The organism is Mesorhizobium sp. M0778 (genome assembly GCF_040320105.1).
Lineage (GTDB): Bacteria > Pseudomonadota > Alphaproteobacteria > Rhizobiales > Rhizobiaceae > Mesorhizobium.
In genome coordinates this window covers 12,990-37,011 of sequence record NZ_JAMYPA010000038.1, presented here as the reverse complement: position 1 = coordinate 37,011, position 24,022 = coordinate 12,990, and the positions used below count along the sequence as shown (strand labels likewise).

Annotated in this window: 23 protein-coding genes and 4 pseudogenes; 19 read left to right on the top strand and 8 right to left on the bottom strand. The window is 59.1% G+C overall.

Annotated elements, in window-relative coordinates:
• Together NKI22_RS30400 and NKI22_RS31555 are read left to right on the top strand one after the other, a co-directional pair.
• The coding region (locus NKI22_RS30400; RefSeq protein WP_352959587.1) for a transposase at window positions 1-305 on the top strand (305 nt) is incomplete at its 5' end.
• Between the two features lie 93 nt (window positions 306-398).
• Window positions 399-800 (top strand): hypothetical protein, encoded by a 402-nt coding sequence (locus NKI22_RS31555; RefSeq protein WP_502897729.1) that lies wholly within the window; start codon window positions 399-401, stop codon window positions 798-800.
• Here NKI22_RS31555 and NKI22_RS30390 read toward each other — a convergent pair.
• Window positions 797-1,066 (bottom strand): hypothetical protein, encoded by a 270-nt coding sequence (locus tag NKI22_RS30390; RefSeq protein ID WP_352959585.1) that lies wholly within the window; start codon window positions 1,064-1,066, stop codon window positions 797-799. The two genes, NKI22_RS31555 and NKI22_RS30390, sit on opposite strands and share 4 nt — an antisense overlap.
• 99 nt (window positions 1,067-1,165) lie before the next feature.
• On the opposite strand from NKI22_RS30390, the gene NKI22_RS30385 reads away from it, so the two are divergent.
• From NKI22_RS30385 to NKI22_RS30375, 3 genes and pseudogenes are all read left to right on the top strand, one after another.
• Complete coding sequence (locus NKI22_RS30385) at window positions 1,166-1,918, top strand: hypothetical protein (protein WP_352959583.1); 753 nt, start codon at window positions 1,166-1,168, stop codon at window positions 1,916-1,918.
• Between the two features lie 5 nt (window positions 1,919-1,923).
• Entirely contained in the window at window positions 1,924-2,271 is a 348-nt protein-coding gene (locus NKI22_RS30380) for a hypothetical protein (protein WP_352959581.1), read from the top strand.
• A gap of 68 nt (window positions 2,272-2,339) precedes the next feature.
• Window positions 2,340-2,711, top strand: a pseudogene (locus tag NKI22_RS30375) (pantoate--beta-alanine ligase); the annotation flags it as partial.
• 9 nt (window positions 2,712-2,720) lie between these two features.
• On the opposite strand, the gene NKI22_RS30370 reads toward NKI22_RS30375, so the two are convergent.
• The 5 genes and pseudogenes from NKI22_RS30370 to NKI22_RS30350 all read right to left on the bottom strand — a co-directional run bounded on the left by NKI22_RS30370 (window position 2,721) and on the right by NKI22_RS30350 (window position 6,271).
• Window positions 2,721-3,521 (bottom strand): alpha/beta fold hydrolase, encoded by an 801-nt coding sequence (locus tag NKI22_RS30370; protein WP_352959592.1) that lies wholly within the window; start codon window positions 3,519-3,521, stop codon window positions 2,721-2,723.
• Between the two features lie 436 nt (window positions 3,522-3,957).
• Window positions 3,958-4,391 (bottom strand): annotated as a pseudogene (locus NKI22_RS31550) (transposase); the annotation flags it as partial.
• Window positions 4,392-4,459: 68 nt separating this feature from the next.
• A pseudogene (locus NKI22_RS31545) lies at window positions 4,460-4,738 on the bottom strand (IS110 family transposase); the annotation flags it as partial.
• 4 nt (window positions 4,739-4,742) lie between these two features.
• Window positions 4,743-5,542 (bottom strand): annotated as a pseudogene (locus NKI22_RS30360) (transposase); the annotation flags it as partial.
• Between the two features lie 531 nt (window positions 5,543-6,073).
• The gene (locus NKI22_RS30350) at window positions 6,074-6,271 is read right to left on the bottom strand and encodes a hypothetical protein (protein WP_352959579.1); all 198 of its coding nucleotides are present in this window, start codon (window positions 6,269-6,271) and stop codon (window positions 6,074-6,076) included.
• Between the two features lie 216 nt (window positions 6,272-6,487).
• On the opposite strand from NKI22_RS30350, the gene NKI22_RS30345 reads away from it, so the two are divergent.
• From NKI22_RS30345 to NKI22_RS30310, 8 genes are all read left to right on the top strand, one after another.
• Window positions 6,488-8,158 carry an ABC transporter substrate-binding protein gene (locus tag NKI22_RS30345; protein ID WP_352959577.1) on the top strand — a complete coding sequence of 557 codons (1,671 nt, stop codon included), beginning with the start codon at window positions 6,488-6,490 and terminating at the stop codon, window positions 8,156-8,158.
• A 1-nt stretch (window position 8,159) separates the two neighbouring features.
• Window positions 8,160-9,149, top strand: coding sequence for an ABC transporter permease (locus NKI22_RS30340; protein ID WP_352959575.1), 990 nt, complete (start codon window positions 8,160-8,162; stop codon window positions 9,147-9,149).
• The gene (locus NKI22_RS30335) at window positions 9,149-10,081 is read left to right on the top strand and encodes an ABC transporter permease (RefSeq protein WP_352959573.1); all 933 of its coding nucleotides are present in this window, start codon (window positions 9,149-9,151) and stop codon (window positions 10,079-10,081) included. The genes NKI22_RS30340 and NKI22_RS30335 overlap by 1 nt, the downstream gene beginning before the upstream one ends.
• A complete protein-coding gene (locus tag NKI22_RS30330; protein WP_352959571.1) occupies window positions 10,078-11,088 on the top strand; it encodes an ABC transporter ATP-binding protein in 1,011 nt (336 codons plus the stop codon). Before NKI22_RS30335 ends, NKI22_RS30330 begins: the two co-directional genes overlap by 4 nt.
• Window positions 11,081-12,082, top strand: coding sequence for an ABC transporter ATP-binding protein (locus tag NKI22_RS30325; protein ID WP_352959569.1), 1,002 nt, complete (start codon window positions 11,081-11,083; stop codon window positions 12,080-12,082). The genes NKI22_RS30330 and NKI22_RS30325 overlap by 8 nt, the downstream gene beginning before the upstream one ends.
• Window positions 12,083-12,252: 170 nt before the next feature.
• A complete protein-coding gene (locus tag NKI22_RS30320; RefSeq protein ID WP_352959567.1) occupies window positions 12,253-13,209 on the top strand; it encodes an HpcH/HpaI aldolase/citrate lyase family protein in 957 nt (318 codons plus the stop codon).
• Window positions 13,206-14,393: a CaiB/BaiF CoA transferase family protein gene (locus NKI22_RS30315; protein WP_352959565.1), complete on the top strand. Its 1,188-nt coding sequence runs from the start codon at window positions 13,206-13,208 to the stop codon at window positions 14,391-14,393. Before NKI22_RS30320 ends, NKI22_RS30315 begins: the two co-directional genes overlap by 4 nt.
• Before the next feature lie 547 nt (window positions 14,394-14,940).
• The gene (locus tag NKI22_RS30310) at window positions 14,941-15,705 is read left to right on the top strand and encodes a class II aldolase/adducin family protein (RefSeq protein ID WP_352959562.1); all 765 of its coding nucleotides are present in this window, start codon (window positions 14,941-14,943) and stop codon (window positions 15,703-15,705) included.
• 38 nt (window positions 15,706-15,743) lie between these two features.
• Here NKI22_RS30310 and NKI22_RS30305 read toward each other — a convergent pair whose 3' ends face one another.
• Complete coding sequence (locus tag NKI22_RS30305) at window positions 15,744-16,007, bottom strand: hypothetical protein (protein ID WP_352959559.1); 264 nt, start codon at window positions 16,005-16,007, stop codon at window positions 15,744-15,746.
• Here NKI22_RS30305 and NKI22_RS30300 point away from each other — a divergent pair.
• The 6 genes from NKI22_RS30300 (at window position 15,993) to NKI22_RS30275 (ending at window position 21,748) form a co-directional block, all read left to right on the top strand.
• On the top strand, window positions 15,993-16,784 hold the full coding sequence (locus NKI22_RS30300) for a D-2-hydroxyacid dehydrogenase (protein WP_352959556.1): 792 nt from the start codon (window positions 15,993-15,995) through the stop codon (window positions 16,782-16,784). The genes NKI22_RS30305 and NKI22_RS30300 overlap by 15 nt on opposite strands.
• A gap of 110 nt (window positions 16,785-16,894) precedes the next feature.
• Window positions 16,895-17,977, top strand: coding sequence for an extracellular solute-binding protein (locus NKI22_RS30295; protein ID WP_352959553.1), 1,083 nt, complete (start codon window positions 16,895-16,897; stop codon window positions 17,975-17,977).
• 286 nt (window positions 17,978-18,263) lie between these two features.
• The gene (locus tag NKI22_RS30290; RefSeq protein ID WP_352959550.1) at window positions 18,264-19,112 is read left to right on the top strand and encodes an ABC transporter permease; all 849 of its coding nucleotides are present in this window, start codon (window positions 18,264-18,266) and stop codon (window positions 19,110-19,112) included.
• Between the two features lie 8 nt (window positions 19,113-19,120).
• Window positions 19,121-19,954, top strand: coding sequence for an ABC transporter permease (locus tag NKI22_RS30285; protein ID WP_352959547.1), 834 nt, complete (start codon window positions 19,121-19,123; stop codon window positions 19,952-19,954).
• The gene (locus NKI22_RS30280; RefSeq protein ID WP_352959544.1) at window positions 19,951-21,039 is read left to right on the top strand and encodes an ABC transporter ATP-binding protein; all 1,089 of its coding nucleotides are present in this window, start codon (window positions 19,951-19,953) and stop codon (window positions 21,037-21,039) included. Before NKI22_RS30285 ends, NKI22_RS30280 begins: the two co-directional genes overlap by 4 nt.
• Before the next feature lie 58 nt (window positions 21,040-21,097).
• Window positions 21,098-21,748, top strand: a complete 651-nt coding sequence (locus NKI22_RS30275) for an aspartate/glutamate racemase family protein (protein ID WP_352959541.1) — start codon at window positions 21,098-21,100, stop codon at window positions 21,746-21,748.
• A gap of 797 nt (window positions 21,749-22,545) precedes the next feature.
• On the opposite strand, the gene doeA is transcribed toward NKI22_RS30275, so the two are convergent.
• On the bottom strand, window positions 22,546-23,727 hold the full coding sequence (gene doeA, locus NKI22_RS30270; protein WP_352959538.1) for an ectoine hydrolase DoeA: 1,182 nt from the start codon (window positions 23,725-23,727) through the stop codon (window positions 22,546-22,548).
• Window positions 23,728-24,022 lie beyond the last annotated feature (295 nt).

The following is a 24,022-nucleotide window of genomic DNA, read 5'->3' as shown; positions in this document are numbered from 1 at the left end:
TGGCGTGCTCCCGGTGCCCCTGTCCCGGATGGTCGCACCATACGCCGAAAATCGCTCATCTCCAGCGGGGATCGGATGGCACCGTCATGATCATACCGGTTACCAACGCCATAGAGGCGCTGAACTCCAAGCTGCGCCGCGCCGTCCGCACCCGGGGACACTTCCCAAGTGACGATGCGGCCATGAAGCTGCTATATCTGGTGCTGAACCACGCGGCCGAGGAATGGAAACGACCGCCGCGCGAGTGGTTCGAGGCAAAGACCCAGTTCGCCGTCGTCTTCGGCGACAGGTTCGTCAGCCAATGACGAAACCGGCCTCGCGCACAGAATTCCTGACAGTCCCGGCACGGCCTCCAGAAAGCACCGGCCGGTTTCATCGATCAGGACTGCACCTTTGCCGTGCACGGCTTCGCTGATGAGCGGCATCGGCCCCATCAATCCGAAGACCACCAGGTGATGTTTGATCGTCGTACGCAGCCGTGCCATGCCGGTCGCCAGGATGCGACGTTGATCCCCCGTCATCGCTCAGCTGACAACGGGCGACGAGTGTTCGCCAATCCAGCCACGGGCCGCTTCCTTCACCAACGCAGCCTCGTAGAGCAGTTCATGGCGCTGGAGAACCAGTTCCTCATTCCATTCGCGGCCATCGAAACCAAACGCGACAACAGCTCGCTGCCAGCGCTCATCGTACGCTTTTCCACCGACTTCCTCCGCCCATCCCTTGCGGATTCCGACGTGAAGCCGGCCGCCATTCCGATCAAAGACTGGCCACCATTCCAATCAAAAGCCGGCCGGTTTTAGGCACTGAAGCTTAGCTCCTGGGTCAGCATCTTTGGCATCAAATGCCCCGCGATAAACGGGGAGATTTTGATGCGGGCAAAGAGAAGGGCTGACCATGAGACCGTTGAGACAAATGCTTCGGCTGCGGGAAGCGGGACCAGCTCCCGACAGATTGCGGCCGTCTTGGGAATAGCGCGCAGCACCGGCAGGGTGATCTGCAGCGCGCAGCAGCGGTTGGATTGAGCTGGCCCTTGCCGAGGGGCCTGGCCGACGATGCGCTTGAGCACAAGCTCTTCAGTCGCAACGGCGTCAAACAGGGCACGAGACGACGCGCAGAACCGAACTGGGCCGATCTTGCCGTCGAGCTCAAGAAGCCCGGCGTCACCTTGCTCATCCTCTGGGAGGAGTATCGTGGGTTGCACCCCGAAGAATACGGCTACAGTCGCTGTTGTGAGCTCTATAGAAGTTTCGAGCAGCGACTTTCGCCGACGATGCGCCGGGAGCATGCCGCTGGCGACAAGGTCTTCGTCGACTATTCCGACAAGAAGATCCCGATTGTTGATCGCAGGACCGGTCAGATCCGCGAGGCGGAGATCTTCGTGGCGGTGCTCGGCGCATCCAGCTTCACCTATCCGGAGGCAACTTGGACGCGAACGCTCCCCGTTCGTTTCTTCGGAGGCGTCCCCCGGCTGATCGTTCCCGACAATCTGAAGTCTGGCGTCAGCCGCGCCAGTTTCTACGATCCCGAGATCAACCGCAGCTACGGCATGATGGCATCCCATTATGGCGTCGGCGTTCTTCCGGCACGGCCAAGAAAGCCTCGAGAATGGCGTCCGTTTCGCCCAGTCATGCATTTATTATGGGGAGCCTGCGCAATCAGACCTTCTTCTCGCTGGCTGAAGCCAATGCCGCCATTGGCCAGGCACTCGATCGCATCAACGACCACGTCATGCGCCGGCTGGGCGTCAGTCGCCGGCAACTGTTCGAGAGTGTCGAGCGTGCCGCACTCGCGAGCCTTCCGAGCGAAGGCTACGAGTTGCCGAATGGCGTTCGGCCGCGTCTCGACGGATTACCACGTCGAGTTCAAGCCCTTCTTGTATTCCGTGCCGCACAACCTCATTCTCCAGCAGGTCAACTGAGGGCAATGGCGCGCACCATCGTGATCTTCCACCGCGGCAAGCGCGTCGCCGTGCATCAGCACCGCTATGGAGGTCCTCGCCGGAACGATCCGGATCACATGCCCAGTTCCCACTGGCGCTATGCCGAATGGACACTGGAGCGCTTCCGGCGTTGGGCCACGTCGATCGGTCCGCAGACCGAAGGTCTGGTCGTCGCAGTTCTCGCCAGCCGTCCGCACCGCGAACAGGGCTTTCGAACATGTCTGGGCATCCTGCGCCTGTTTCGCGACATCGAGCGCAACGGGCTGAAGCCGTATCAGTCCGCGCTGGACCGGCGAGAGCATGCGGAAACAGCACTCGCCTGTCGCAACTGAAATACCGCAAGCTTGACCCGAAATGTAACCCGATCCAAACATCAACGAAACCCAGGATCAGTTCGAGAATGGCCGCCTTCAAATCGGAACGAATTACTCGGACGGTTGCGGAACTGCGCAGCATCTAACCGTGTGGCGCCGAGATGGTTTGAAATTGGCTGTCGTGCCGACCATGGGCGCTCTCCACGAGGGGCATCCAGCTTGGTGCGAGCCGCACTCGCAAAGGCCGATCGGGTGATCGTGGCGCTCTTCGTCAACCCCAGGCAGTTCAACAGCGCCGCTGATCTCATCTCCTATCCAGGACCGAATATGACGATGCCGTCAAACTGGTAGGCGCCCACATTCTCTACGCAGCCTACGCCGCGGATATGTCTCCGGAAGGCTTTGCTACGACGGTTTCGGCGAGCGCGGTGAGCGAGGGCCTTTGCGGCGCGTTCCGAATGGCGCGTCTATGTCTCATTCGGCACTAGCCATGCAAACACGTGTGGCATGAGCTGGTCCAAGCGATGCCCTACGTTGGGGAATAGCTCCAATCCAGCATTTGGGATCTGGCTCTGCAGCCACTCGGAGTGACGCGGCGGGACCATCATATCTGCGAGGCCGTGAAAGAACCGTGCAGGTATTCCTATCGAGCCGAGCTCGAAACCCCACGGTGACGCGAATGATTGGAAGTCATCAACGTAAGCATCCTCCTGTGAGTACCTGGAGTCAGGCAAGCCGAGCTGTTGTTCAATCTTCTGCCTTACTGGAGCCAGCACCTCACTCCTGAAACGTCCTATGCGACGGTCATTTTCCGAATACACCTGTTTCTCAATTTCCGGGGTGTTCAATTGGGAGACGGCTCGCCTGTAGTATTCGCGTGACGCGTCTGGGCCGGATCGCGCCACCAAGATTTCCTCCCGCATGAGCGGAACCTGCCCGACTGCGTAGTCGAACCCTGGACCAAAGCTCGGGCCAATCCCGCCGAGGGACGCCACGCGCAAAATGCGCTCGGGCAGCAGTGCTGCGGTGGCAAGGGCGTGTGGCCCGCCACCAGAGATCCCATACACCGCTGCGACTTCGACCGCTAGACGGTCAAGAACAGCCTTCACGACTGCTGCAATGTCGCTCACTTTTCGCCCGGGCATCGGGGTCGAGCCCCCGTAGCCTTGCCGATCGAAAGTGACGAAGCGGCAGAAGACTGCGCCGCTGGCCACGTAGTTCACGATCCCGTCCATCCCGCTGCCTGGGGTCCCGTGGATCCCAACCACCACGGGAGCATCTGACGGGCCAGTCTCATATGCGCGGACGGACCTTCCTTCGGGCAATGGGATCTCGAAAACGCGTGGGGTCAAGGAGTCGGCAATGAGTGATGATTGCTCAATTGTTTCACTTAGCTTCAATGCAGTTGTCCTTCTTAGCCCGATGTCCGACAAAGGGGGCGCTTAGTGTGCGATTATAATTTGCCACTCCGCTGGGGGCCTATGGAGGCGATCGCCGCCGGCTGCGCAGCGAAAAGTCAAAGTCTTTCAGAGGACACCAGCAATTGATCCCGGGTTTTACTCTTCGTCAAATGCAGTTTCGAGATTCCGCCAATCTAATGTCTAGATGGCAGAAACGACCCCGGACTTGTTAATTTGGTGGACAATCAAATCACGCGGTTTCCGGCTAGGAGGCGCTGAGCGGTTTGTATCTGAGCGAACAGCCTCAACGGAATGGTCGATCCACGTCCCGGCAGGGACGCAGGGCAGGCGCATGTGAGCTTGGTGTGTCAGGCCATGATGCTGGTCGCCCCGCTGAACAGCTCGCCGGATTCAGCGTTGAGTGCATGATGACGGCCAGCTTGCGTGCAACCGCGACCTCTTTCAGCTTCAGCCCCATTTCCGTAGGTCGCTTTCGGCGTGGGTGCGCGTCAGGATCACTGTCGCCGCTTCATAGAGCAATCCGCGTAGATGAGCGTCGCCGCGGCGTGAGATATGGCCGTCATAACCGACTTCGCCGAATTGGTAACGGCGGGTTGTCAGCCCCAACCACGCGCCGACCGACCGCGACTTCTTGAAGTTAGCGGGATCCTCGATGGCGGTTGTGAACGAGGTTGCGGTGACCGCGTCAACCCCTGGGATCGACATGAGCAACTGGCATAGCCGAGCTTGGACGGCAGCTTGTCGCCAGCGCACGGCGAGCGAGGGGCACGGGTGCGCATGCCGGCGCCAGGCTTCAAGAACCGGCAGGTATAGGCGCAAGCTCTTCCTGACCGGCAAGCAGGCGCTCGACATTGTCTTCGAACTTGCCACCTTTGCTTCGAGGAACGACCAGCCCGAACGTTTTCATGAGCTCGCGGATCTGGTTGGATAGCTCGGTCGTGATCTTGACCAGCCTCGTGCGCGCGGCGACCAGCGTGCGGATCAGCATGCTGCCATAACCTTTCACCCGCACCTCGCGGTAGAATCCCACCTCGGCCAGGTGCGCCAAGGCCATCGGCGTCGCATCGGCGGCACCGCCTCGCCGCCCAGGAGCCGCTGCTCGGTCTGGGCGATGATCTGCTCGATCAGCGGGTGGCAGACGGTGGCCTGCCAGAGTTCGACGGCTGGACCTGCGGCCAGAGGCAACTGCTGTGCCGCCTGCTGAACATCGCTCAACGTGGTGCGCGTGATCCTGAGCAGCTCGCGATAGGGCTTCACCCGTTGGAGACGGCTGGCATACTCGATCGTCCGGGCCCGCTTCTTCGCCGCGCGGCAGTGATCATGCCATGGGGTGGCGCTGCCCAAGGCATCGGCCGCGTAGAGCAGCCGCACCATCACCCGCACGGCGTCCCACAACAGGCTGTTGTCGCTCGGCGCGTGGATGAATGCTGCGGTGACGGTGCTGTCGACACCCACGACCTTGCCGTTTTCCACCTGTTCCGCCGGGCGCTCGTCAACAGCCTCCGATTGATCTCTTCCCAGGTTTCCGCCCGACGCGCTGATCGTCTTGTGCAACCCGACTTCTTCGGGCTCCATCCCCACGGCAGCCGGGCAAAGGCTCGGAACGATGCGGAATCTTCCAGATGAAACGCCAGCTCCTGATAACTCAACTGGCGGTATTGTTTGAGCAGCGCGCAGCGCAGCACCGCCTCCGCGGCACGCCCTGCCGGCCGGTCTCCTTGAGACCGCGCCGACGCAGATCCTCGGCCACTCTGGCTCAGCACATCACAATGCGCGTCCAGCCAATACGATATCGCCTGCAGTTCGCGGCCGATCTCCTGCTCGAACAGATCGAATTTACTGGCCTGGATGGTGCGTTCTTGGCGTATTATCGGGCTCCGGCGGTGCGGGTTTGTCTTTAGGATGAGTCGCTTGATGCTAAAGTGTACCTGAAGTCGCTGGGTTTTGGCCGCAGAAAAACTGCAATTAGTCCGATAATATCAGCAATTTACCGTTTATGGACGGGCACCAGTCTAGCACCAGACACGGGGTGGTCTCTTCAAAATTTCTTTTGCCCGACGGGGCCTCGATAGATGTCCCTATAAACGAAATCGGCCGGTGCCAGGGTCGGACCAGCACCTGCTCGACATACGGAAGAGGCGCTGTTCATGGTGCTGTCGTAGACGAAGGGCAGGCCATGCCGCCAAGGTGCAGTGCCGCGGTAGAGGTCGTGGTTGCAGTGGCCATGCCGCACGCCGACGCGCCAGCGCTCGGGCGGACAGGCGCGCCATCTGGGTCGACAAGCCGGTCTCGAGGAAGAAAAGTTTGGTGGGATCGAGATCGGGTTGACCGTCGAACCGGCCTCGACGGTGGCTCAGGATGTCCGGCAGGCAGGTCCTGCTCCAGTGCCTGTGCGGACACTATGGCCCATCCTTCTTTGAGGCGTCGGCCAGGATACCGGCGTTTGAAGTCGGGAGAATGAAGACCGTGACGACCATGAGGCTGGGAATTGAGGGCGGCAAGAACAGCTCCAAGCGTTGGCGGGTGGACGCCGCTGGGAAGGTGATGCTGCGCCGCCGCATGCAACCGAAGATGATTGTGGGCTTGACCTCGCTCATGATTAAAATCATCGGACGAACTCTTACAAAACGTCCAGCGTGCCATCTAGATCCTAGATGGGCGCGATATCGATTCTATGTTTGCCAATTCGGAGATCGCCTCGCATTCCTTGAAGCCAGAAAATAGGGGACGACCCTGTTATCGCTTAGGCGATGTACAGGAATGCTTCGCAGCTGCATGCGGCGAAAGCAAACCAAACTGGGAGGAAACACAACATGGACAAATGGCCACTAAGTCGCCGTGCGGTCATGAAGGCGATGCTGTTAGGATCGACTGCGCCTTTCTTTTTGGGCTCGGACGCGTTCGCCTCGTCATGCGACGATCACATCGTACGCATCGGTTGTATGTATGCCCCGGACACGCTGAACCCCTTTGCCACCTGGGGAGCGGCTTGGCCAACATTCTTCAGCTATGACTTTCTGGTCGGCGTGGATGCCCAGCGTCACGATGATCGCAAGGGATTTGCCAGAGAATGGTCCGTTGCCGACGACAACCTTACCTGGGCATTCAAGATCTGGCCCGGGATGAAGTGGTCGGACGGCCAGCCGGCTACAGCCAGAGACGTGGCATTCACATACAATTATCTGCGTGATTCCATCGGTACGCCCGATGATCTGAACGTTGGCTGGAACAACACTGGCGGTTTGGAGAACGTTGAGTTCATCGCGGCCATCGATGACGAGACCGTGCAGATCGTGACCAAGTCTCCCACACGCTGGCCAGTGGACAACTGGACGTTGATTGTTCCTCAGCACATTTGGAAGGACATTAGTTACGCCGATGCGCGTAGCACTTTCCGCAACGACCCGCCACTGGTGGGCACGGGGCCGATGATCGTCTCAGAGTTCCAACAGGGCCAATTTGCCCGTTTCGTGCCGAACGAGCATTTCCGCACAGGGAAGCCGGCGACGGCCGGCATGAACCTTAATTTCTTCGCCACGGCCGATCCAATCGGCCAAAGTCTGAAGAGTGGCAGTCTCGACTACGGAGTTGGCCTGACGCCTGCCCAGTGGGCCGACCTCAGCAGCGATCCCGATATCGCGGTCGGTCAATCGCGCATCGAGCAGAGGAATTTCCTGGCATTCAACACTCTCCCTGGAAAGGGGGCAGGCAGCACTAAGGCCCTGCAGGATCCGGCGTTTCGCGATGCGATTGGATATGCGATCGACCAGAAGACCATCGTCGATCGCGCCCTCCGCGGGCATGCCGACCCTGGCGTGGGGCTAGTCATGCCTTTAGCGACGGACTATTACTCGGATTTGGCCGACATCAGGCGCCACTTTGATCTTGCCGAGGCGGCTCGCCGGCTCGATGCTGCCGGTTATCGGGACACAAATGGCGATGGCGTCAGGGAGGACAAGGAAGGAAAAAGCTTCCAGCTTGAGCTGATTACCGCAACCTCCTCCGGTACCCTCGAGATGCCGATCGCGGCCGTGCAGCTCATTGCTGGCTGGTTGGGACAAATAGGCATTCCCGTATCGGTGACCCAGCTCGACTCCGGCGCACTCCAAGCCCGCTACGCAGCTCCGGAGAAGGGCGGCGGAGGCTGGGACCTGGTCGTTTCTGGGACTTGGCTGTCACCCACGCCTCACGATCTGCTCGGCCTGGGCAGCAGCAAGCTCATCGGTAGCCAAAACAGATCGTACTGGACAAATGACGAATTCGATAAGCTCATGGCTGAAGCCGAAGTCGCCGTCGACCTCAAGAGGAGCCAGGAGCTGGTCGTTCAGGCAACGCGCCTTATCTACACCGAAGCCCCCTATATCATGCTCTGTTACCCCTTCCTCCTCGAGGCCCACCGCAAGGATTGCTTCCAGGCCTGGGGAACGGAGGACGCGGTGTCGGTGTGGGGCTGGTTCCCGCTCGATCGCCTGAGGCCGGTTTAAGATGGTCCAGGGACGCGGGGCGGGTCGGCGCATTGCTAGCATCCTGCTAAGGGCGGTGGTGACGCTTGTGATGGTGGCGACGCTAAACTTCATCCTGTTCCGGGTCATTCCAGGCGACCCTGCATCGCTTCTGCTTGGCGGGGCGCGCACCAGCGTGACCGCTGAGCAGATCGAGGCCCAGCGCCAGAACTGGGGCCTCGATCGGCCGCTATTCCCGGACCAGGTGGTCGACTACCTGTCGGCAACTCTGCGTGGCGATTTGGGCTTCAGCTTCAAATTCAGGGGCAGGCATGTCGCTGACCTGATTCTGGAACGCTTGCCGGCCACCATCGTCCTGGTCGGTCTAGCCCAATTGATCGCCATCCTGTGCGGGGTTATGCTTGGCGTATATGCGGGTTGGCGCAGGGGAGGAGCCGTCGATCATATCGCCACGGGAGCCTCTCTGGCGCTCTACTCGACGCCGTCGTTCTGGCTCGGGATGATCCTGGTCGTGATCTTCAGCACGTCGTTGGGCTGGCTTCCGGGTTATGGTGCATACTCGCCCGGCGTGAGCACGGGCTCCCTTGATTCGTTGCTCGATTACCTACGGCATCTCGCGCTCCCGGTCACCGGGGTGGCTCTTGGGCTAATCGGCCAATACGTTGTGGTGGCACGTGCGGCAATGAGCGAGGTCGTCACCGAAGACTACATGGTAACCGCACGGGCCAAAGGACTGACCAATGGTCAGATGCTCATGCGTCATGCATTTCGGAATGCGATGCTGCCGGTCGTGACCCTGATTACTCTCAATCTCGGCTACGTGGTGGCCGGTGCCATAACCGTCGAAGCCGTATTCGCTTGGCCGGGGATCGGCGGCCTGACGGTCGAGGCGCTCAATGCGCGGGACTACCCAGTCCTTCAAGGAGTATTCCTGTTGCTCGGCGGCTCGATTGTCATCGCAAACCTCGTAGCCGATTTTGCTTACGGCCTTCTTGATCCGCGAATCCGGTAATGAGTGAAAGTACTGTGCAATATTCGCGGCATAGCCGGGCGCGAGCTATCAAGGCCTTTCTAGGCCAGTTTCTTGGCCATGGCGGTGCTCGGCTTGGCTTGCTGTGTCTGGTATTCTTCCTCACTGTGGCAGCGGTCCCCAATATTCTGGTGGGACCGCTCCAGACCGCGATCAATGCATCCGGCGATTTCCTCGTGCCCCCATCAGGCGAGCATCTGCTCGGCACGGACGAAGTCGGGCGGGACGTGCTGAATCTGGTCGTCCATGGTGCCCGGATCTCGCTCACTATCGCGCTGCTGGCGACTGTCATAAGCCTCGTCGTTGGGACTACGATCGGTATGACGGCTGGCTACTATGGTGGCAGGGTTGACGTCTGGCTGATGCGCTTGACGGACTTCTTTTTTGTCATGCCGTCCTTCGTACTGGCGCTGGTCATTACACCCGTGGTTCTCGAGGCTATGGGGCGGGGCGGAGAAATCCTCGGCTTCCGTCCTTCTCTTTTTGTGACCCTTGTCGTTATCGGCATGACAAGCTGGGCATTCGTTGCACGTATCGTTCGCAGTCAGACACTGTCACTTAAGGAACGAACATTCATTGATCGTGCGCGCGTTGTGGGTAGTACTAATTTCAGCATCATGATGCGGCACATCCTCCCCAATCTCGTGCCGCAAATCGCAGCGAATGGTGCCCTGGTCGTCGCCGGCGCAATTTATGTCGAGACGTCGCTCTCGTTCCTCGGGCTTGGCGATCCGTTGCAGCCTTCCTGGGGTACTTTGCTTTCGCTCGCTCAGCGCGCCGGTGCAGCCAGTGCCGGAGCCTGGTGGTACCTCGGCGCCCCCGGACTGTGCGTCCTCACGGTTTCGCTTAGCTTCGTTCTGATTGGCAATGCCCTCGACGACACGTTCAATCCACGGCGGAGGGTTATTCCATGACAAACTCCTCCCAAGACAAGGCTCCGCTTCTGGAAGTCAACGGGCTCTCTGTCGACTACGGGCTCAAGGGTGTTTCATCGCGCGCGATCGACAGCGTCAGCTTCGCGCTTCGAGCCGGAGAGGCCGTTGGCCTCGTCGGTGAATCGGGCAGTGGCAAGACCACGACTGCAATGGCGCTCGCGGGTCTGCTATCACCCAACGCGCGGGTCGGCAGCGGCGAGGTGCGCTATCGTGGTAACCGACTGCCGATCGACGATGATGCGGCGATGCGGCCACACCGCTGGAGCGAGACGTCCGTCGTCTTTCAGGGCGCGATGAATGCGCTCAATCCCGTTCACCGCATCATCAAGCAAATCGCCGAGCCATGCATGCTGAAGCTCGGGATGTCGAAGGCTGACGCAATCGCCCGAGCAAGGAAGCTGCTCGAACTTGTCGGCATTCCGGCAGATCGCGGCGCCGTCTATCCCCACGAGTTGTCGGGCGGCATGCGTCAAAGGGTGATGATTGCAATGGCGCTCGCATGTCGCCCCTCGATTATCATCGGCGACGAGCCGACCACGGCGCTCGACGTTATCACACAAGCTCAGATCCTGAAGCTGCTGGGGGAGTTGCGATCGAGGCTTAGCCTTGCCCTCATTTTGATCACCCACGACCTTTCTGTGGTGGCTGAGTGTTGTGATCGCGTGATGATCATGTACTCGGGTCGGATCGTCGAGGATGGCACTGTCGCCGAGATTTTCGCCCAGCCTAAACATCCCTACACCCGCCTGCTGATCGAATCGATCCCGAACCCAGCGAGCGGCAAACGGATCATTCGGCCAATACCCGGTGATCCCCCCAACTTGGTGAATCGACCCTCAGGCTGCGCCTTCCATCCACGTTGCCCGTCGGCCATGGGGATTTGCGCGACCGAAGTCCCAAGCCTCGATAAGTTCGGGCGAGGACGCGTCGCCTGCCACCTCCACCGGTCCTTGACGCAAGAAGGCAAGGTCGCAGCTCATGCCTGACACCGCCGATATCCTGCGTCTTGAGAGCCTGCAGGTCCATTTTCCGACCCAAGGCGGGCTGTTCGACCGTGTCCTGGGCCGACCTGCCGGCGCCGTGCGCGCGGTGGATGGGATCGACCTCAACATCCGGCGGGGTGAGATCGTCGCCCTGGTCGGGGAATCGGGAAGCGGTAAGACGACGGTAGGCCGCGTCATCACAAAGCTTGCCCAACCGACAGGCGGCAGGTTGTTGTTCGAAGGCCGCGATATGACGTCGGAGCGAGGCGCCTCGGCCCTGCGTCCTTACCGGCACCGCGTCCAAATGATCTTTCAGGACGCGTATCAGGCGCTCAATCCGCGACACACCGTGTTCGACGTTGTGGCGGAGCCGTTGCGGTCCCTGCGCCTGGTCGAGAACGGCACCCAACTCGCCGAGCGGGTGGGCGAAGCTCTTGCTGCAGCCGGACTCAATCCTCCCGGTGACTTCTTCGCCCGCTTCCCACATGAACTATCTGGCGGGCAGCGCCAGCGGGTTGTCATTGCCGGAGCGCTTGCCGTCAGGCCGGAGCTCATCGTTGCCGACGAACCTGTCTCGATGCTTGATGTCTCGATACGCGCGCAAATTCTTCAGGTCCTGGTTGACCTGCGCGACAAACACAACATGGCGCTGCTGTTCATTACCCACGACCTGCCTCTTGCCTGGTTGATCGCCGACAGGATTGCCGTCTTGTATCTTGGAAAGTTGGTCGAGATCGGTAGTGCCGACGAGATCACGTTCAATCCTCGCCATCCGTATACCGTCGCTCTACGCAATGCCACCCCGCAGATTGGCGGCAACGCAGGTCGCGCCGAGCTGCCCGCTCTGCAAGGCGAGGTTCCAAGTGCCGCGCGCGTGCCGAAAGGATGCCGATTCCATCCTCGTTGCCCACTGGCTTTCGATCGCTGCAGGCAAGAGGAGCCGCCGGCCATCGAAGTCGGACCGCAGCACCTGGCTGCGTGCTGGCTGGCAAAGTGAATGGCCGACTGTGCGCATCCAGTGAGTGGGTAACGCAGCCCGCTTGGCTGACGCGTCAGCGAGGGCGGGGCGGAGGAGCTCGACTAATATCTGAACACAACGGGGCGTGCAGAACAGACGCACTAACCTGCGAGCTCCATCCATGCTAACAATTATAGAAGGAGCCCAAAGTGCCCACGAGACGTCTCCAGCGATCGGAACTCGCTGTCCCCGCGACCAGTGACAATTTTATTCCGAAGGCCGTATCCAGCAACGCGGACGCGATTTTTCTGGATCTGGAGGATGCCGTAGCGCCAAACCTCAAGGACAAGGCGCGTGAAATGGCAATCCGATTCCTCAATGAGATCAAATGGGGTAACAAGCAGATGGCGGTGCGTGTCAACTCGCTCGGCACGGCATGGGCCCATCGCGACATCATAGAGGTCGTTTCGCGATGCCCGCGCCTCGACTTAATTCTTCTTCCCAAGGCGGAGTCCGCGTTCGATGTTCAGTTCGTCGATCAGCTGATAAGCGGGCTTGGGCAGGAGCACCCGCGTCCCCGCCCCGTCGGTATCGAAGTGCTGGTCGAAACAGCGCGGGGGCTTGCTTACGCCGAAGAAATCGCAGCGTCCAGCGGACGCCTTGAAGCAATGATCTTCGGTCTTGGAGACTACTCCATCGACATGCGGACATACGACCGGGCAGTGGGACGACCTAGCCCGCGATATTCGGTCGACGGTCCGGGCGGCAACGCGATCAACGATCAGTGGCACTTCGCCCTCGCGAGAATCGCGAACGCCTGCAGGGCGAACGGGCTCAGGCCGATCGACGGCCCCTACGCGGATTTCGGGAACAGTGAGGGCTACTTCGCTTCGGCAGTGCGTGCTGCCGCCCTTGGCTTTGAAGGAAAGTGGGCAATCCACCCCAGCCAGATTGACATTGCGAACGAGGTTTTCACGCCCGCGGCTTCTGACGTCAACTGGGCTAAGGACGTCATCGCGGCGCTGCGTGCGTCCAACGAGCAGGGCAGCGGCGCCATCGCGATTGACGGAGTGCTCCTAGACATGGCTCATGTAAAGATGGGCAACACGATCCTCGAACGGGCGAAGTTCATCGAAGACTCCGCAACGGTAGGGAGGGGAGGGTGAACAGTACACGCCCTCTGGAGGGGATAAGGGTCCTCGAGGCGGCGACCTTCATAGCTGCGCCGTTCAGCGGTACAATCCTCGCGGACTTCGGAGCCGAGGTTATCAAGATCGAACAGCCTGAAAGCGGTGATCCGCTCCGTAGGTTTGGGACGCCCTCCGAGGCCGGAGACACGCTCACCTGGCTCAGTGAAGGCCGGAACAAGAAAAGTGTAGTGCTGGACCTCCGATCACTGTCCGGATCTGCAACGTTCAAGCGGATGGTCACTACATCGCACGTCGTTCTCGAGAACTTTCGGCCAGGCACACTGGAGGAATGGGGTCTAAGCTATGACGTTCTGCGTGAGCTCAATCCGGCCTTGGTGCTTCTCCGGATCAGCGGATATGGACAGTCCGGTCCAAACCGAACCATGCCGGGGTTCGCTCGTGTTGCGCACGCGTTTAGTGGCCTGTCCTTTCTTGCGGGCATGCCCGACGGGCCACCGGTTGTGCCAGGCTCGACGTCGCTGGCTGATTACTGCTCAGGGCTATGGGGGGCCGTTGGGGTCCTCATTGCTCTGCGCCACGCAGAAAACTCGGGTAAGGGGCAGGTTATCGACCTCGGGCTCTATGAATCGATTTTCAGGCTGCTGGACGAGCTCGTTCCCGTTTACGACAAGCTTGGTGAGGTTCGGACGCGCATGGGCGCTGACGTCCCCCATGTCGTGCCGCACGGCCATTGGCAAGCAGGGGACGGAAATTGGATAGCCCTGGCATGCTCGTCCGACAAGATCTTCTTGCGGCTTGCCCAGTTGATAGGTCGTGCCGACTTGGCGACGTCGGAGACCTTCGAAACCGGGCCCAAACGAATAAAGGGGCGAGCAGTCATCAACGATGCTGTTGCGCAGTGGGTGGGCAGCATTCCATCTGCGGAGGTCATCCGGCTCTGCAATGAAGCAGGCGTACCCTGCGGACCCATTCTGAACATCGCGCAGATTTTCCAAGACCCCCAATACGCGGCACGTGGCAACATTGAACGGATCCAAGACGAAAGGGTAGGAAGCCTCGCCGTGCCAAGGGGTCTTCCCGGAATGTCGGAGACGCCTCCCGTTTTAAGGCATTTGGGCCGCTCCCTCGGCGCGGATACGGACGCGGTTCTTTCGGCATTGGACGGCGATATGCCGCTGAAGCGGCGGCCGTCGGCTTAAATGAGCCCACGAGCCGATCAGGCGTGGTCTCAAGAAACATGATTGCAAATTTAGCTTCCAGTTTCCGGCGTTAGAACTTCTTCCTGATCGTGAGTGACCACGATGGTGGTTGCGCCACTGATCGCAAGATTTCCTTCAGTTCGATGCGCACTCCAGCCGCAGCTTCGCGTTGAGTGTCGACAAGGGCTCGTCGAGAAGAAGGATCTGAGGGTCCGTTGCAATCCCCGCGCGAGGGCGACGCGCTATTGCTGCCCGCCGTTTAGCTCATGTATCGGGGAACGACCGTTGCACTGGGCTACAACATCCTCGTCACCGAGACCGGCACCGAGCTACTCCAAATGACCGACCGCGACATCTTCGAAATGAGACATGATTGGGACCCGGCAAAGTATGACGCGCCAAGACATTCATTCCATCTGACAACGCGATGGCACCCATCCCGGATATTATATTGGCGAATGCTGGCCGTGTAGGCTCATACTTTCGGCCAAGCGTTCTGAGCGGGCGTGCGGCACTGTCGCGCCCAACTTTCGAAAGGATCCAACCAATGCCCAGCACAGTTGAACAAAGTCCAGCAGCGGGAGACAATCTCCGCGCCTTGGCGCGTGTTGACCTTGCAGCCGCCCACCGGCAGGCGGTGAAAGACGGTTTCATAGAGGGCATCGACAATCACTTTACGCTAACCGTGCCCGGTCGTGCCGACCGGTTCTATCTGAATAAATTCGGCCTGCATTGGTCCGAGGCTAAGGCTTCCAACCTGATCGAAGTGTCCCTCAACGGCGAAGTTGTGAAGGGCGAGGGCCAGGCGAACCTTTCCGCGGTTAGCATCCACGGACCGATCCACCGGCGCGGCATCGCCTGTGCCCTGCACACGCACATGTCCTACACCACTGCGCTGACGCAGTTGGAGGACATGACACTGGAGCCATCCAGTCAGAATGGCGCGGTCCTCCGTGACATGATCGCCTACGACCACGAATACAATGGATTGGCCGATACCCAGGAGGAAGGCGAACGGATGGCGGACGTTCTCGGCGACAAGAAGATCCTGTTGTTGGCCAACCATGGTGCCGTCACGACCGGCGACACGGTCGCGGAAGCGTACCACAGCCTCTACTTTCTCGAACGCGCGGCCATGACACAGTTGATAGCGATGGCCGCCGGTAAGCGGCGGATGATATCGGACGCAGCGTTGGGGAAGGTTCGTAAGACTCTGGAAACCGCGAGGCTGGAGGTCAGGGCCGAAATCTTCCAATACTTCGAGGCGGTCAAGCGCGTCCTCGACAACGAAGGGTCCGATTACGCAAGCTGATTGGCGCAAGAGCCTTGTAAACCCGCCTACCATAGTCTTCAGAGATACTGTGGTTGCACGCACAATCCGGAAAGGATGAAAGCATCGGCCCACTCAAAGAAAAAAATCGAGACAGCAATGGCTAGAAAAAAAGTGATTGCGCTGCTGCCGGCAAACGCCGGTGAACCTCCGGCTTCTCTGAAGGAAGCCGGCAAGTTAGCAGATGTGGTGTATACATATGCCACGAAGATACCCTCAAAGAGCTCCAGGATGCGGAAGGTTTCTTGCTCTGGGACCCGTTCAACTCGGTGATCAAGGATCATCCGCTCCCTCCGAAACTCGAGTGGATCCACACCGCCAGTGTCGGCGTCAACCTTGTAGTTTCGCCTGAAATCGTAGCCTCGGACATCGTCGTGACACATACGCGCGGCGTGTTTGAGTATCCCATCGCTGAATACGTCCTGGGCATACTGTTGATGGTAGCCAAGGATTTCCGGACAACATGGGAGTCCCAGCGTGCGAAGGAATGGAACTGGCGCTTGACGGGTCTCCTGCGCGGCCAGACCGTGGTCGTCATCGGACCTGGCGCAATCGGCAAAGAAATCTTCAAAATGTTGAATGCCGTCGGGGTCCATGTAATCGCCGTGGGCCGGCGGGCGGTCGCAGACGACCCGGTCTTCGGCCACATCCACGCGATGGACGACCTTGAGACCCTGCTCCCGTCGGCGGATGCGGTCATACTTTGCCTTCCGCTTACCTCCGCTACTACCGGTATCATGGACAAGACCAGGTTCTCCCAAATGAAGCGCGGTGCGTGCTTTATCAACATCGGCGGGGGCGGGCTGGTGGACGAGGACGCGCTCATCGCCGCACTTCGCGAGGGTCAGGTTGGCACAGCCGGGCTCGATGTCTTCGCAGTCGAACCTCTTCCGAATGACCACCCATTTTGGAGTATGGAGCAGGTCTTCGTCTCACCACATATGTCGGGGGACCTTCACGACTGGGAAGATCGCACCGCTGCCAAATACATTGAGAACCTCGGGCGCTGGGTGGAAGGAATGCCGCTCGAACATGTCATCGACAAGGCTCGGTTCAACTAAGCCACACCCTCAGAGGCGGGTGAGGCGATGAATTTCAACTGAAGGATACCTTCATATCTAGTGCATGGCTCAATTCAACGTAGGCTAAAGGACAACAAAGGGGAACAACCATGTCCACAATCTCACGTCGCTTACTTCTGCAGGGTGCAGCTTCGGCTGCCGCCCTCACTACTGAGCTTTCGTTCGCGGGCCCCGGCAGGGCCCGGGCTACCGAGACGATCACTGCGGTCGAATGGGGTGATCCTTACATCGACCAGATGAAGAAGCTTGCCGCAAAGCAGTCAGATGTCGAGATCAATTGGCAACTGCACGCCGGCGGAGCCATGGCCATTTTACCGAAGATCAAGGCCGGTTGGCCGCACCCAGGCATCAATCTGCTGTCCGGCTGGGATCCGTCATGGCAGGCGGTCGCCCGCGAGGGCTGGGCCGAGCCTGTCACCCTTGAGAAGGTGCCAAACCTCGCCGATATCCCACAAAAGCTGCTGGTGAAGGATAATGCGGGGAACATAGTCAATATACCGCGTACGATTTCCTCGGTCTACTGGTTCTACCGGGAAGACACCACTCCTTTCGAAATCACGAAGATCGACGATCTGCTCGATCCACGGCTCGCGGGCAAAGTATGTTTTCCAGCGACCTCGCTCAGCTCAAACCTCCAGATGCTCGCGCTGGCCTTGCACAAAGGTGGCGATGAACGGAACATGGAGCCAGGCTGGGACTTCGTGAAGCAGTTGGCGAAAAGCGGCAATATCGGGCGCGTCGCGAGCGCCGACACCGACATCATGAACTCGATCAGTTCAGGAGAGACCTGCGTCAGTTTTGCGGGCGGCACGAACCCGACCAGCCTTGCACGCAATTTCAAGATCAGGCACCTGTCCAAGATGGCCAAGCAATCGGGCTTCCGCACCTTCCTGTACCAAGAGGGTTGGTGCGTGCTGAAAGGCGGCAACACGGCCGCGGCTTTCAAGTTCGCCAACTTCGCTATCGCTCCCGAGAACAATACGGAATTCAACCGGGACATCTCAGGTATACCCGTTAACGTGAAATCGAAAACGGATCCCGCCGTGCAGCACATGGTGTTCAACAACGAGGAGATGGAACAGTTCGTTTACATACCGGACTGGGCATACATCACCGAACAGGCGGACGCTTGGAACAAGCGCTGGGAGCAGGAGATAGTACCCCTTCTGTAGGGACCCTGTTGGGGTCGCCTGCATTCGAGGCGACCCCACTGGAAGGGTGGAACGCTTGCCCGCGCGAAAATGCCACGCTTAGGGCAGGCAACGACGCGATGGGCAGCAAAAGCTTTATCTTGAACGAAAGATCGGCAGGCGCGCGCGCCGAATGAGACTTGTTGCAGAAATGGGTAAATGTTTTGGAGCCCCGAAGGCAGCTGATGCAATTATCCCTTTTGAAAACGTTGGCATAACGAGATTGTATAGATTCGCTGGGTTTCGGCATCCCAGTGGGAGTGAGTGAATGCAGACCAATAGATCGCAGATATTGTTGATGTTCCCGGCGATAGCCGTGTTCTCCCTCTTCCTGTTTCTGCCGATGCTCACGGTGCTCGATGAGAGCTTCCGCACCTATATACCGGGTCGGATCGGCTCCGTGACGGGAGCGCCGCTCACAACCGCGAACTACACCGAAATCTTCCTTCCAGTTTACGTCCGGTACTTCATCCAGACCTACCTGCTGGCGTTGACCGCTTCACTGCTAGCAATCATCTTCGCCTTTCCCATCGCCTACTATATTGCGCGCGAGGCGCAGCCTTGGGCACGCAAGGCATCTATATTCGTGATTGTCGGGCTGATGTTCCTCAGTGCCTTGGTGCGTGTGTACGCCATCCAGCTCACCTTCGGTTCCACCGGCATCCTGGGACCATTTATGTCAGCACTGTCGATTAACACGAACGGCCGTCCGTATACCTATTTTGTTATTACCGTCGGCCTGCTGCACTATGCCATACCGATGTCAATCTTGATCCTTATCGGGTCCGTCCAAAATCTGAACCCGCGTCTGACCGAAGCCGCTCAGTCGCTCGGTGCCTCGGCATTGACAGCCCACCTCACCGTTACGGCGCCACTTTGCATCCGCGGGCTGGTTTCGGCCTTTCTCGTGTCCATGACATTGGGGATCAGTGCCTTCGCCATCCCATGGATCTTGGGCCGCGGTCGTGTCCTTTTCATTTCCAACCTGATCTACAGCCGCTTCAGCGAAGTCACCAACTATCCAAGTGGGGCGGCCATATCAATTGTCATGATGATCTTTTCCTTCTTGCTCGTCTTCATCATGTCCAGGCTTGCGACACGGCTCGACCGCACATGAGGACCACCATGATCAGCAAAAGGCAAGCCGACACCATTCTCGTCTGGGCGGTTAGAGGCCTCATCGCGGTCACTGTGGTATTCCTGCTGCTCCCTGTGCTCGTGACGGCGCTGATCGCCTTCGACTCGCGCGACTACATCGGCACATTTCCCCCGCCGGCCATGTCGTTGAGGTGGTTCATAAACTTGTGGAACCACTCCTATATATGGGGGGGCTTTAAAACCAGCTTGCTGTTGGCGACCTCGGCGACGATCGTCGCGAGCGTGACCGGTGCGCTGGCTGCCCTGGCGATTAACCGGATGAGCCCCCGTTGGCGTGATCTTGTCACAACGATTTTCCTGTCTCCTCTTGTGCTGCCGGGTGTTATCATCGGCTTCGCACTCCTGATGTTCTTTTCCTTACTAGCCCCGCTGCCAGCCTTCGTGAAGTTGCTTGCCAGCCACCTAATCATTACCATGCCCTATACGGTGAGAATGACCTTGATCGGGCTGACCGGCATTGGCGCCAGTCTACGTGAAGCGGCCTTGAGCCTGGGTGCGACGGAATCGCAGGCGTTCTTCACAATCACCCTGCCGCTGGCAAAGAATGGCATCGCCGCCGGCGCCATTTTTGCGTTCGCCTTCTCCATGGATGACGTGGCCATCAGTCTCTTCCTCAGCGATTTCAACACCTACACTCTTCCTGTCGCGCTTATAAGCCTGATGAAGTCGAAGTTTGATCTGACTATTGCCGCCGCCGCCGTGGGGCTAATGGCCGTCACGGTGATCCTCCTCATCGTGCTGGACCGCGTTATCGGCCTCGAACGAGCAATCGGCCAAGGCATTTACAGGATGAGCAAATGAACATCCTTGAACTTGAGCACGTTACCAAAAAGTACGGAGCGTTCACTGCCGTAGACGATCTTTCGCTTAGTGTCGAAGAAGGCAAGGTGCTCTCGCTACTTGGGCCTAGCGGTTGCGGTAAGACAACGACCTTGCGGATTATTGCCGGGTTCACTTCCCCTGGTGACGGGATCGTCAGGATAGCAGGCGAGAACGTTGGTCAATTGAAGCCGTACGAGCGCAACGTAGGCCTCCTGTTTCAGGACTATGCACTTTTTCCCCACATGACAGTTGCCCAGAACGTTGCCTATGGGCTGCGGCGGCGTGGCAGATCGGCAGGGGAGATTCCCGTTCGAGTGAAGAAGATGCTGTCGCTGGTCCAGCTGAATGGCATGGACGACAGATACCCCACCCAAATGAGCGGCGGGCAACAGCAACGCGTGGCTTTGGCGCGTGCTCTTGCAACCGATCCGCAGATCATTCTCCTCGATGAGCCCCTGTCCGCGCTCGATGCGAAACTGCGCCTCGAGTTGCGCGTGGAATTGAAGGAGATCCTGCGTTCGGTCGGCACAACCACGATTGTCGTCACCCACGATCAGGAAGAGGCTCTCAGCCTCGGTGACGAAGTGATCGTGATGCGCGCGGGGAAAATCGCCCAGCGGGGCACACCAATCGAAATTTACGATGCCCCTGCCGACCGGTTCGTCGCCGAATTCGTCGGCCGCTCGAATTGGTTCAACGGTAGCGCGCGGGGCCGGTTGCAGGACGGATCAACCAACTACCTAATTGGTCAAGGACTTGAAATCCGCAGCTCGCGCCAAAGGCGCGATGGGGACGCTATCCTCTGCGTGAGGCCGGAAAACATCGAGATCGTCGCTGCCGATGCCGCAGTGAAGGATAGTGGCCTTAACAGAATCCCCGGTACCGTAGTCGATGTTGCACCCTTGGGCGCCGACATCCATGTAGTCATTGAATATGCAGACAAATCGAGACTTCTTGCGATCCGCAAGAATGCCCGAACGGCGGTCGGATTTGAGCCGGGCACTCTCGTCCAGGCGATTTTCGCTCCCGGGGACGTCCTCGTATTCCCAAACCAACATTCATAAGGGTGTCGCGATGAATTCAGGAACAGGCTCGGGACGACCGAGTGGCACAGTCGGCATTATGATGCTCGAAACCGAGCCAGACCGGCTGGTCGGCTCACTTGCCCACCCCGAGACCTTCAACTGCGAGGTGAAGGAGAGCGCTGTAAAGGGGATTTGGGTCCCGCAGATCCTCTCAGCCTTGCCCGAGTATACGCCGGCCTTCGTGGACTGCGCGAAACAATTGGAGACGAGCGGTTCCGACTTCTTGATCACAAACTGTGGCTATTCAATCGCTTACCAGTCAGCAGTGCAGCAGAATGTCCGAATCCCGGCTGCACTTTCGAGCCTCATGCTCCTGCCCCTGCTCCACGCGCTCCTTTCGCCGGGAAGGAAGATAGGGTTGCTGACTTACGACGCGGACAAGCTCACCGACGCGCACTTGCGCGCGGCATGGCCCCAATTCGATCCGGACGCGGTGGCCATCGGCGGCTTGCAGGGCACCCAGTCGTGGGCGGACATGGCACGCGATGACGCGATCTATGAAGTCGAGCAGATCAAAACCGACATCACATTTGTCGTGAATGGCCTGATGCAGCACGACCTTGGCTTCCTGCTGGTAGAGTGCGCGGCGCTTTGCGCTTTCATTCCCCACTTGAAGTCCGTCACGCGAATACCTGTGTTCAACATTGTCTCGCTGGCAGAGTTCCTACTGGCAGGCCTGCCGAAGTGAAGCCTACTGTAAGGCGGTAAAGCCCCTGCGCCGCTGACGTAGTTTTGCCGGGTGCTTTGCCATGGCGAGCCCAGGCCGGTCGCGATGATGGCTACTCCGGACAGATTCTGGCAGGCACGAGCCCGGACGAACTGCCGGGCTTCGCTGATGTCCCTTGCGGCTGATACCACATGACGTTGGCAGGGGTGCTAAGCAGCGACACAAATTAGGCGCGGAGCGTTGCGTAAGCGCTCGATCGCAGCAATTGTGTCGGCTGGCATGCCGTCCGAACAGTTGCTGGGCTTCTCTCGGGGCAAGGCAAGGACGGGTGTTTTGCGGCATGCGCCGACTATGTCGGAGCGCGCACCGTGTGGACGGGGTTGCTCGGCCTCCCCTGGCTGATCGCTGTCCAGTCGGACAGATGGCGGAGACCCGCCAGTCTTTGTTTGACCGTCAGGGTGGAAAGGTCGGCCCCAAGCTCTTCTGATCCACGCTGCACCATGCAAGTGTTGGATGACGGGGAGGGCGTTCACGCCGCGTGGCGCACAAAGCCTTGAGGTCAAGCGCCGCCCGAGCTGACGCTTTCCGCGTTCTCGGCGCTCGGAGTTGTGCCGTGTCACAACGTGCGCTGGCCGGCGACTGTCCGAGTTGATAGAATTTTTGGGTCGAATTTTGGGGCGGCGCCTCATCCGCCGCGCGGCCCGATCGGGGATTGCGCCGTTCAGTCACTCGGTGAAGCAGGGTGGCGCGCGGTATTCAGAGCTTAAATGCTAACGACAACGCTCCCGGCCGGGAGCGTTGTCGTTAGCCGTGGAAATTCAATTCTTCACGAACAGCTTCCGAGGAACGTTCGAAAGGCATTCGTTCCCGTTCGGAGTGATCAGGACGGTTTCAGTAATTTCGATGCCCCAATCCTCAAACCAGAGGGCTGTCATAAAGTGGAACGTCATGCCGGGCTCCAGCACAGTTTTGTCACCTGGCCGCAGGCTCATGGTATGTTCGCCCCAGTCCGGCGGATACGACAGTCCGATCGGGTAGCCCGTCCGGTTGCTCTTGGTCAGGCCGTATCTTTTGAGGACATCGAAGAATGCCTTCGCCCAGTCCTCGCAGGTTGCGCCCGGCCTCGCAAATTGAAGACCTGCCTCCATCCCCTCGAGGGTCGCCTTCTCGGCGTCAAACCACTTCTGGGGAGGCTTGCCGAGGAACACCGTGCGTGCAGTCGGCGCGTGATAACGCTTATAAACACCTGCGATCTCGAAAAAGGTGCCCTCATTTTTGCGTAACGGCTGATCGTCCCAGGTTAGGTGACACGCCGAGGCGTCAGCCCCCGACGGGAGCATTGGGACAGCCGACGGGTAATCGCCTCCGAACTCGGGTGTTCCCCGGATCGCAGCATCATAGATTTCAGCGACAAGGTCGCATTTGCGCATCCCGGGTTCCATCATCTCCACGATCCGCTCGTGCATTAGCGTGACGATCTTGCCCGCGCGGCGCATAAATTCGATTTCTTGGGGGCTTTTGACCGCTCGCTGCCAGTTCACGAGCACCCCCGCATCTACAAACTTCACATTGGGCAGGCCCGCCTTCAAAACCTCATATGCGGCGGCAGAAAACCAATAATTGTCCAATTCCACCCCGATTACGCCCTTGTCGAGCTTGCGGCTGCTCAACAGCTTGCAAAGCTCTTCCATCGGATGACAGTCGGTCGCATGCACGAAGCGGTCGGCATAGCAAACGACGTTATCGGCTGAGAAGTAAACAGTCCGGTTAGCGCCGTTTTCATCGACGATCCGACCCCACCAAATGGGATCACCTTCCGGAGGTACGATGACTGCCTGATGGACGTAAAAGGACCAGCCATCGTAGCCTGTCAACCAGGCCATATTCGCGGGTTCACTGACGATGAGCGTGTTGATGCCGCGCTTCTGCATTTCGGCTCGGGTCTTACCAAGCCGCGTCCGATATTCGTCTAGACTAAAATTGAGCTTTGTGGCGGGCACTGAGGTGACTCCCGTATTGGACCCCGACTGAACGTCAAACCGTGGATGGGTGACGGGCGGTATTCGTTGGGAAAACGAGGGCCTCTAGTCAAACGCAATTTCAAGATTCGGGCAATCTCGAAACCAGATGATACGATGACGAGCCTGATGACCTGGCGCGCTGCCCAGTGGGTGGATCTGGTTTCGAGATGGTCGTGATCTCGATTCCCCTGTTGACCCACAGACGTGACTAATAGAATTTGCCTGCGGTCGGCAATCGGTTGTCACGGTTGTCGGCCTGACGGCGCGAAGGCTT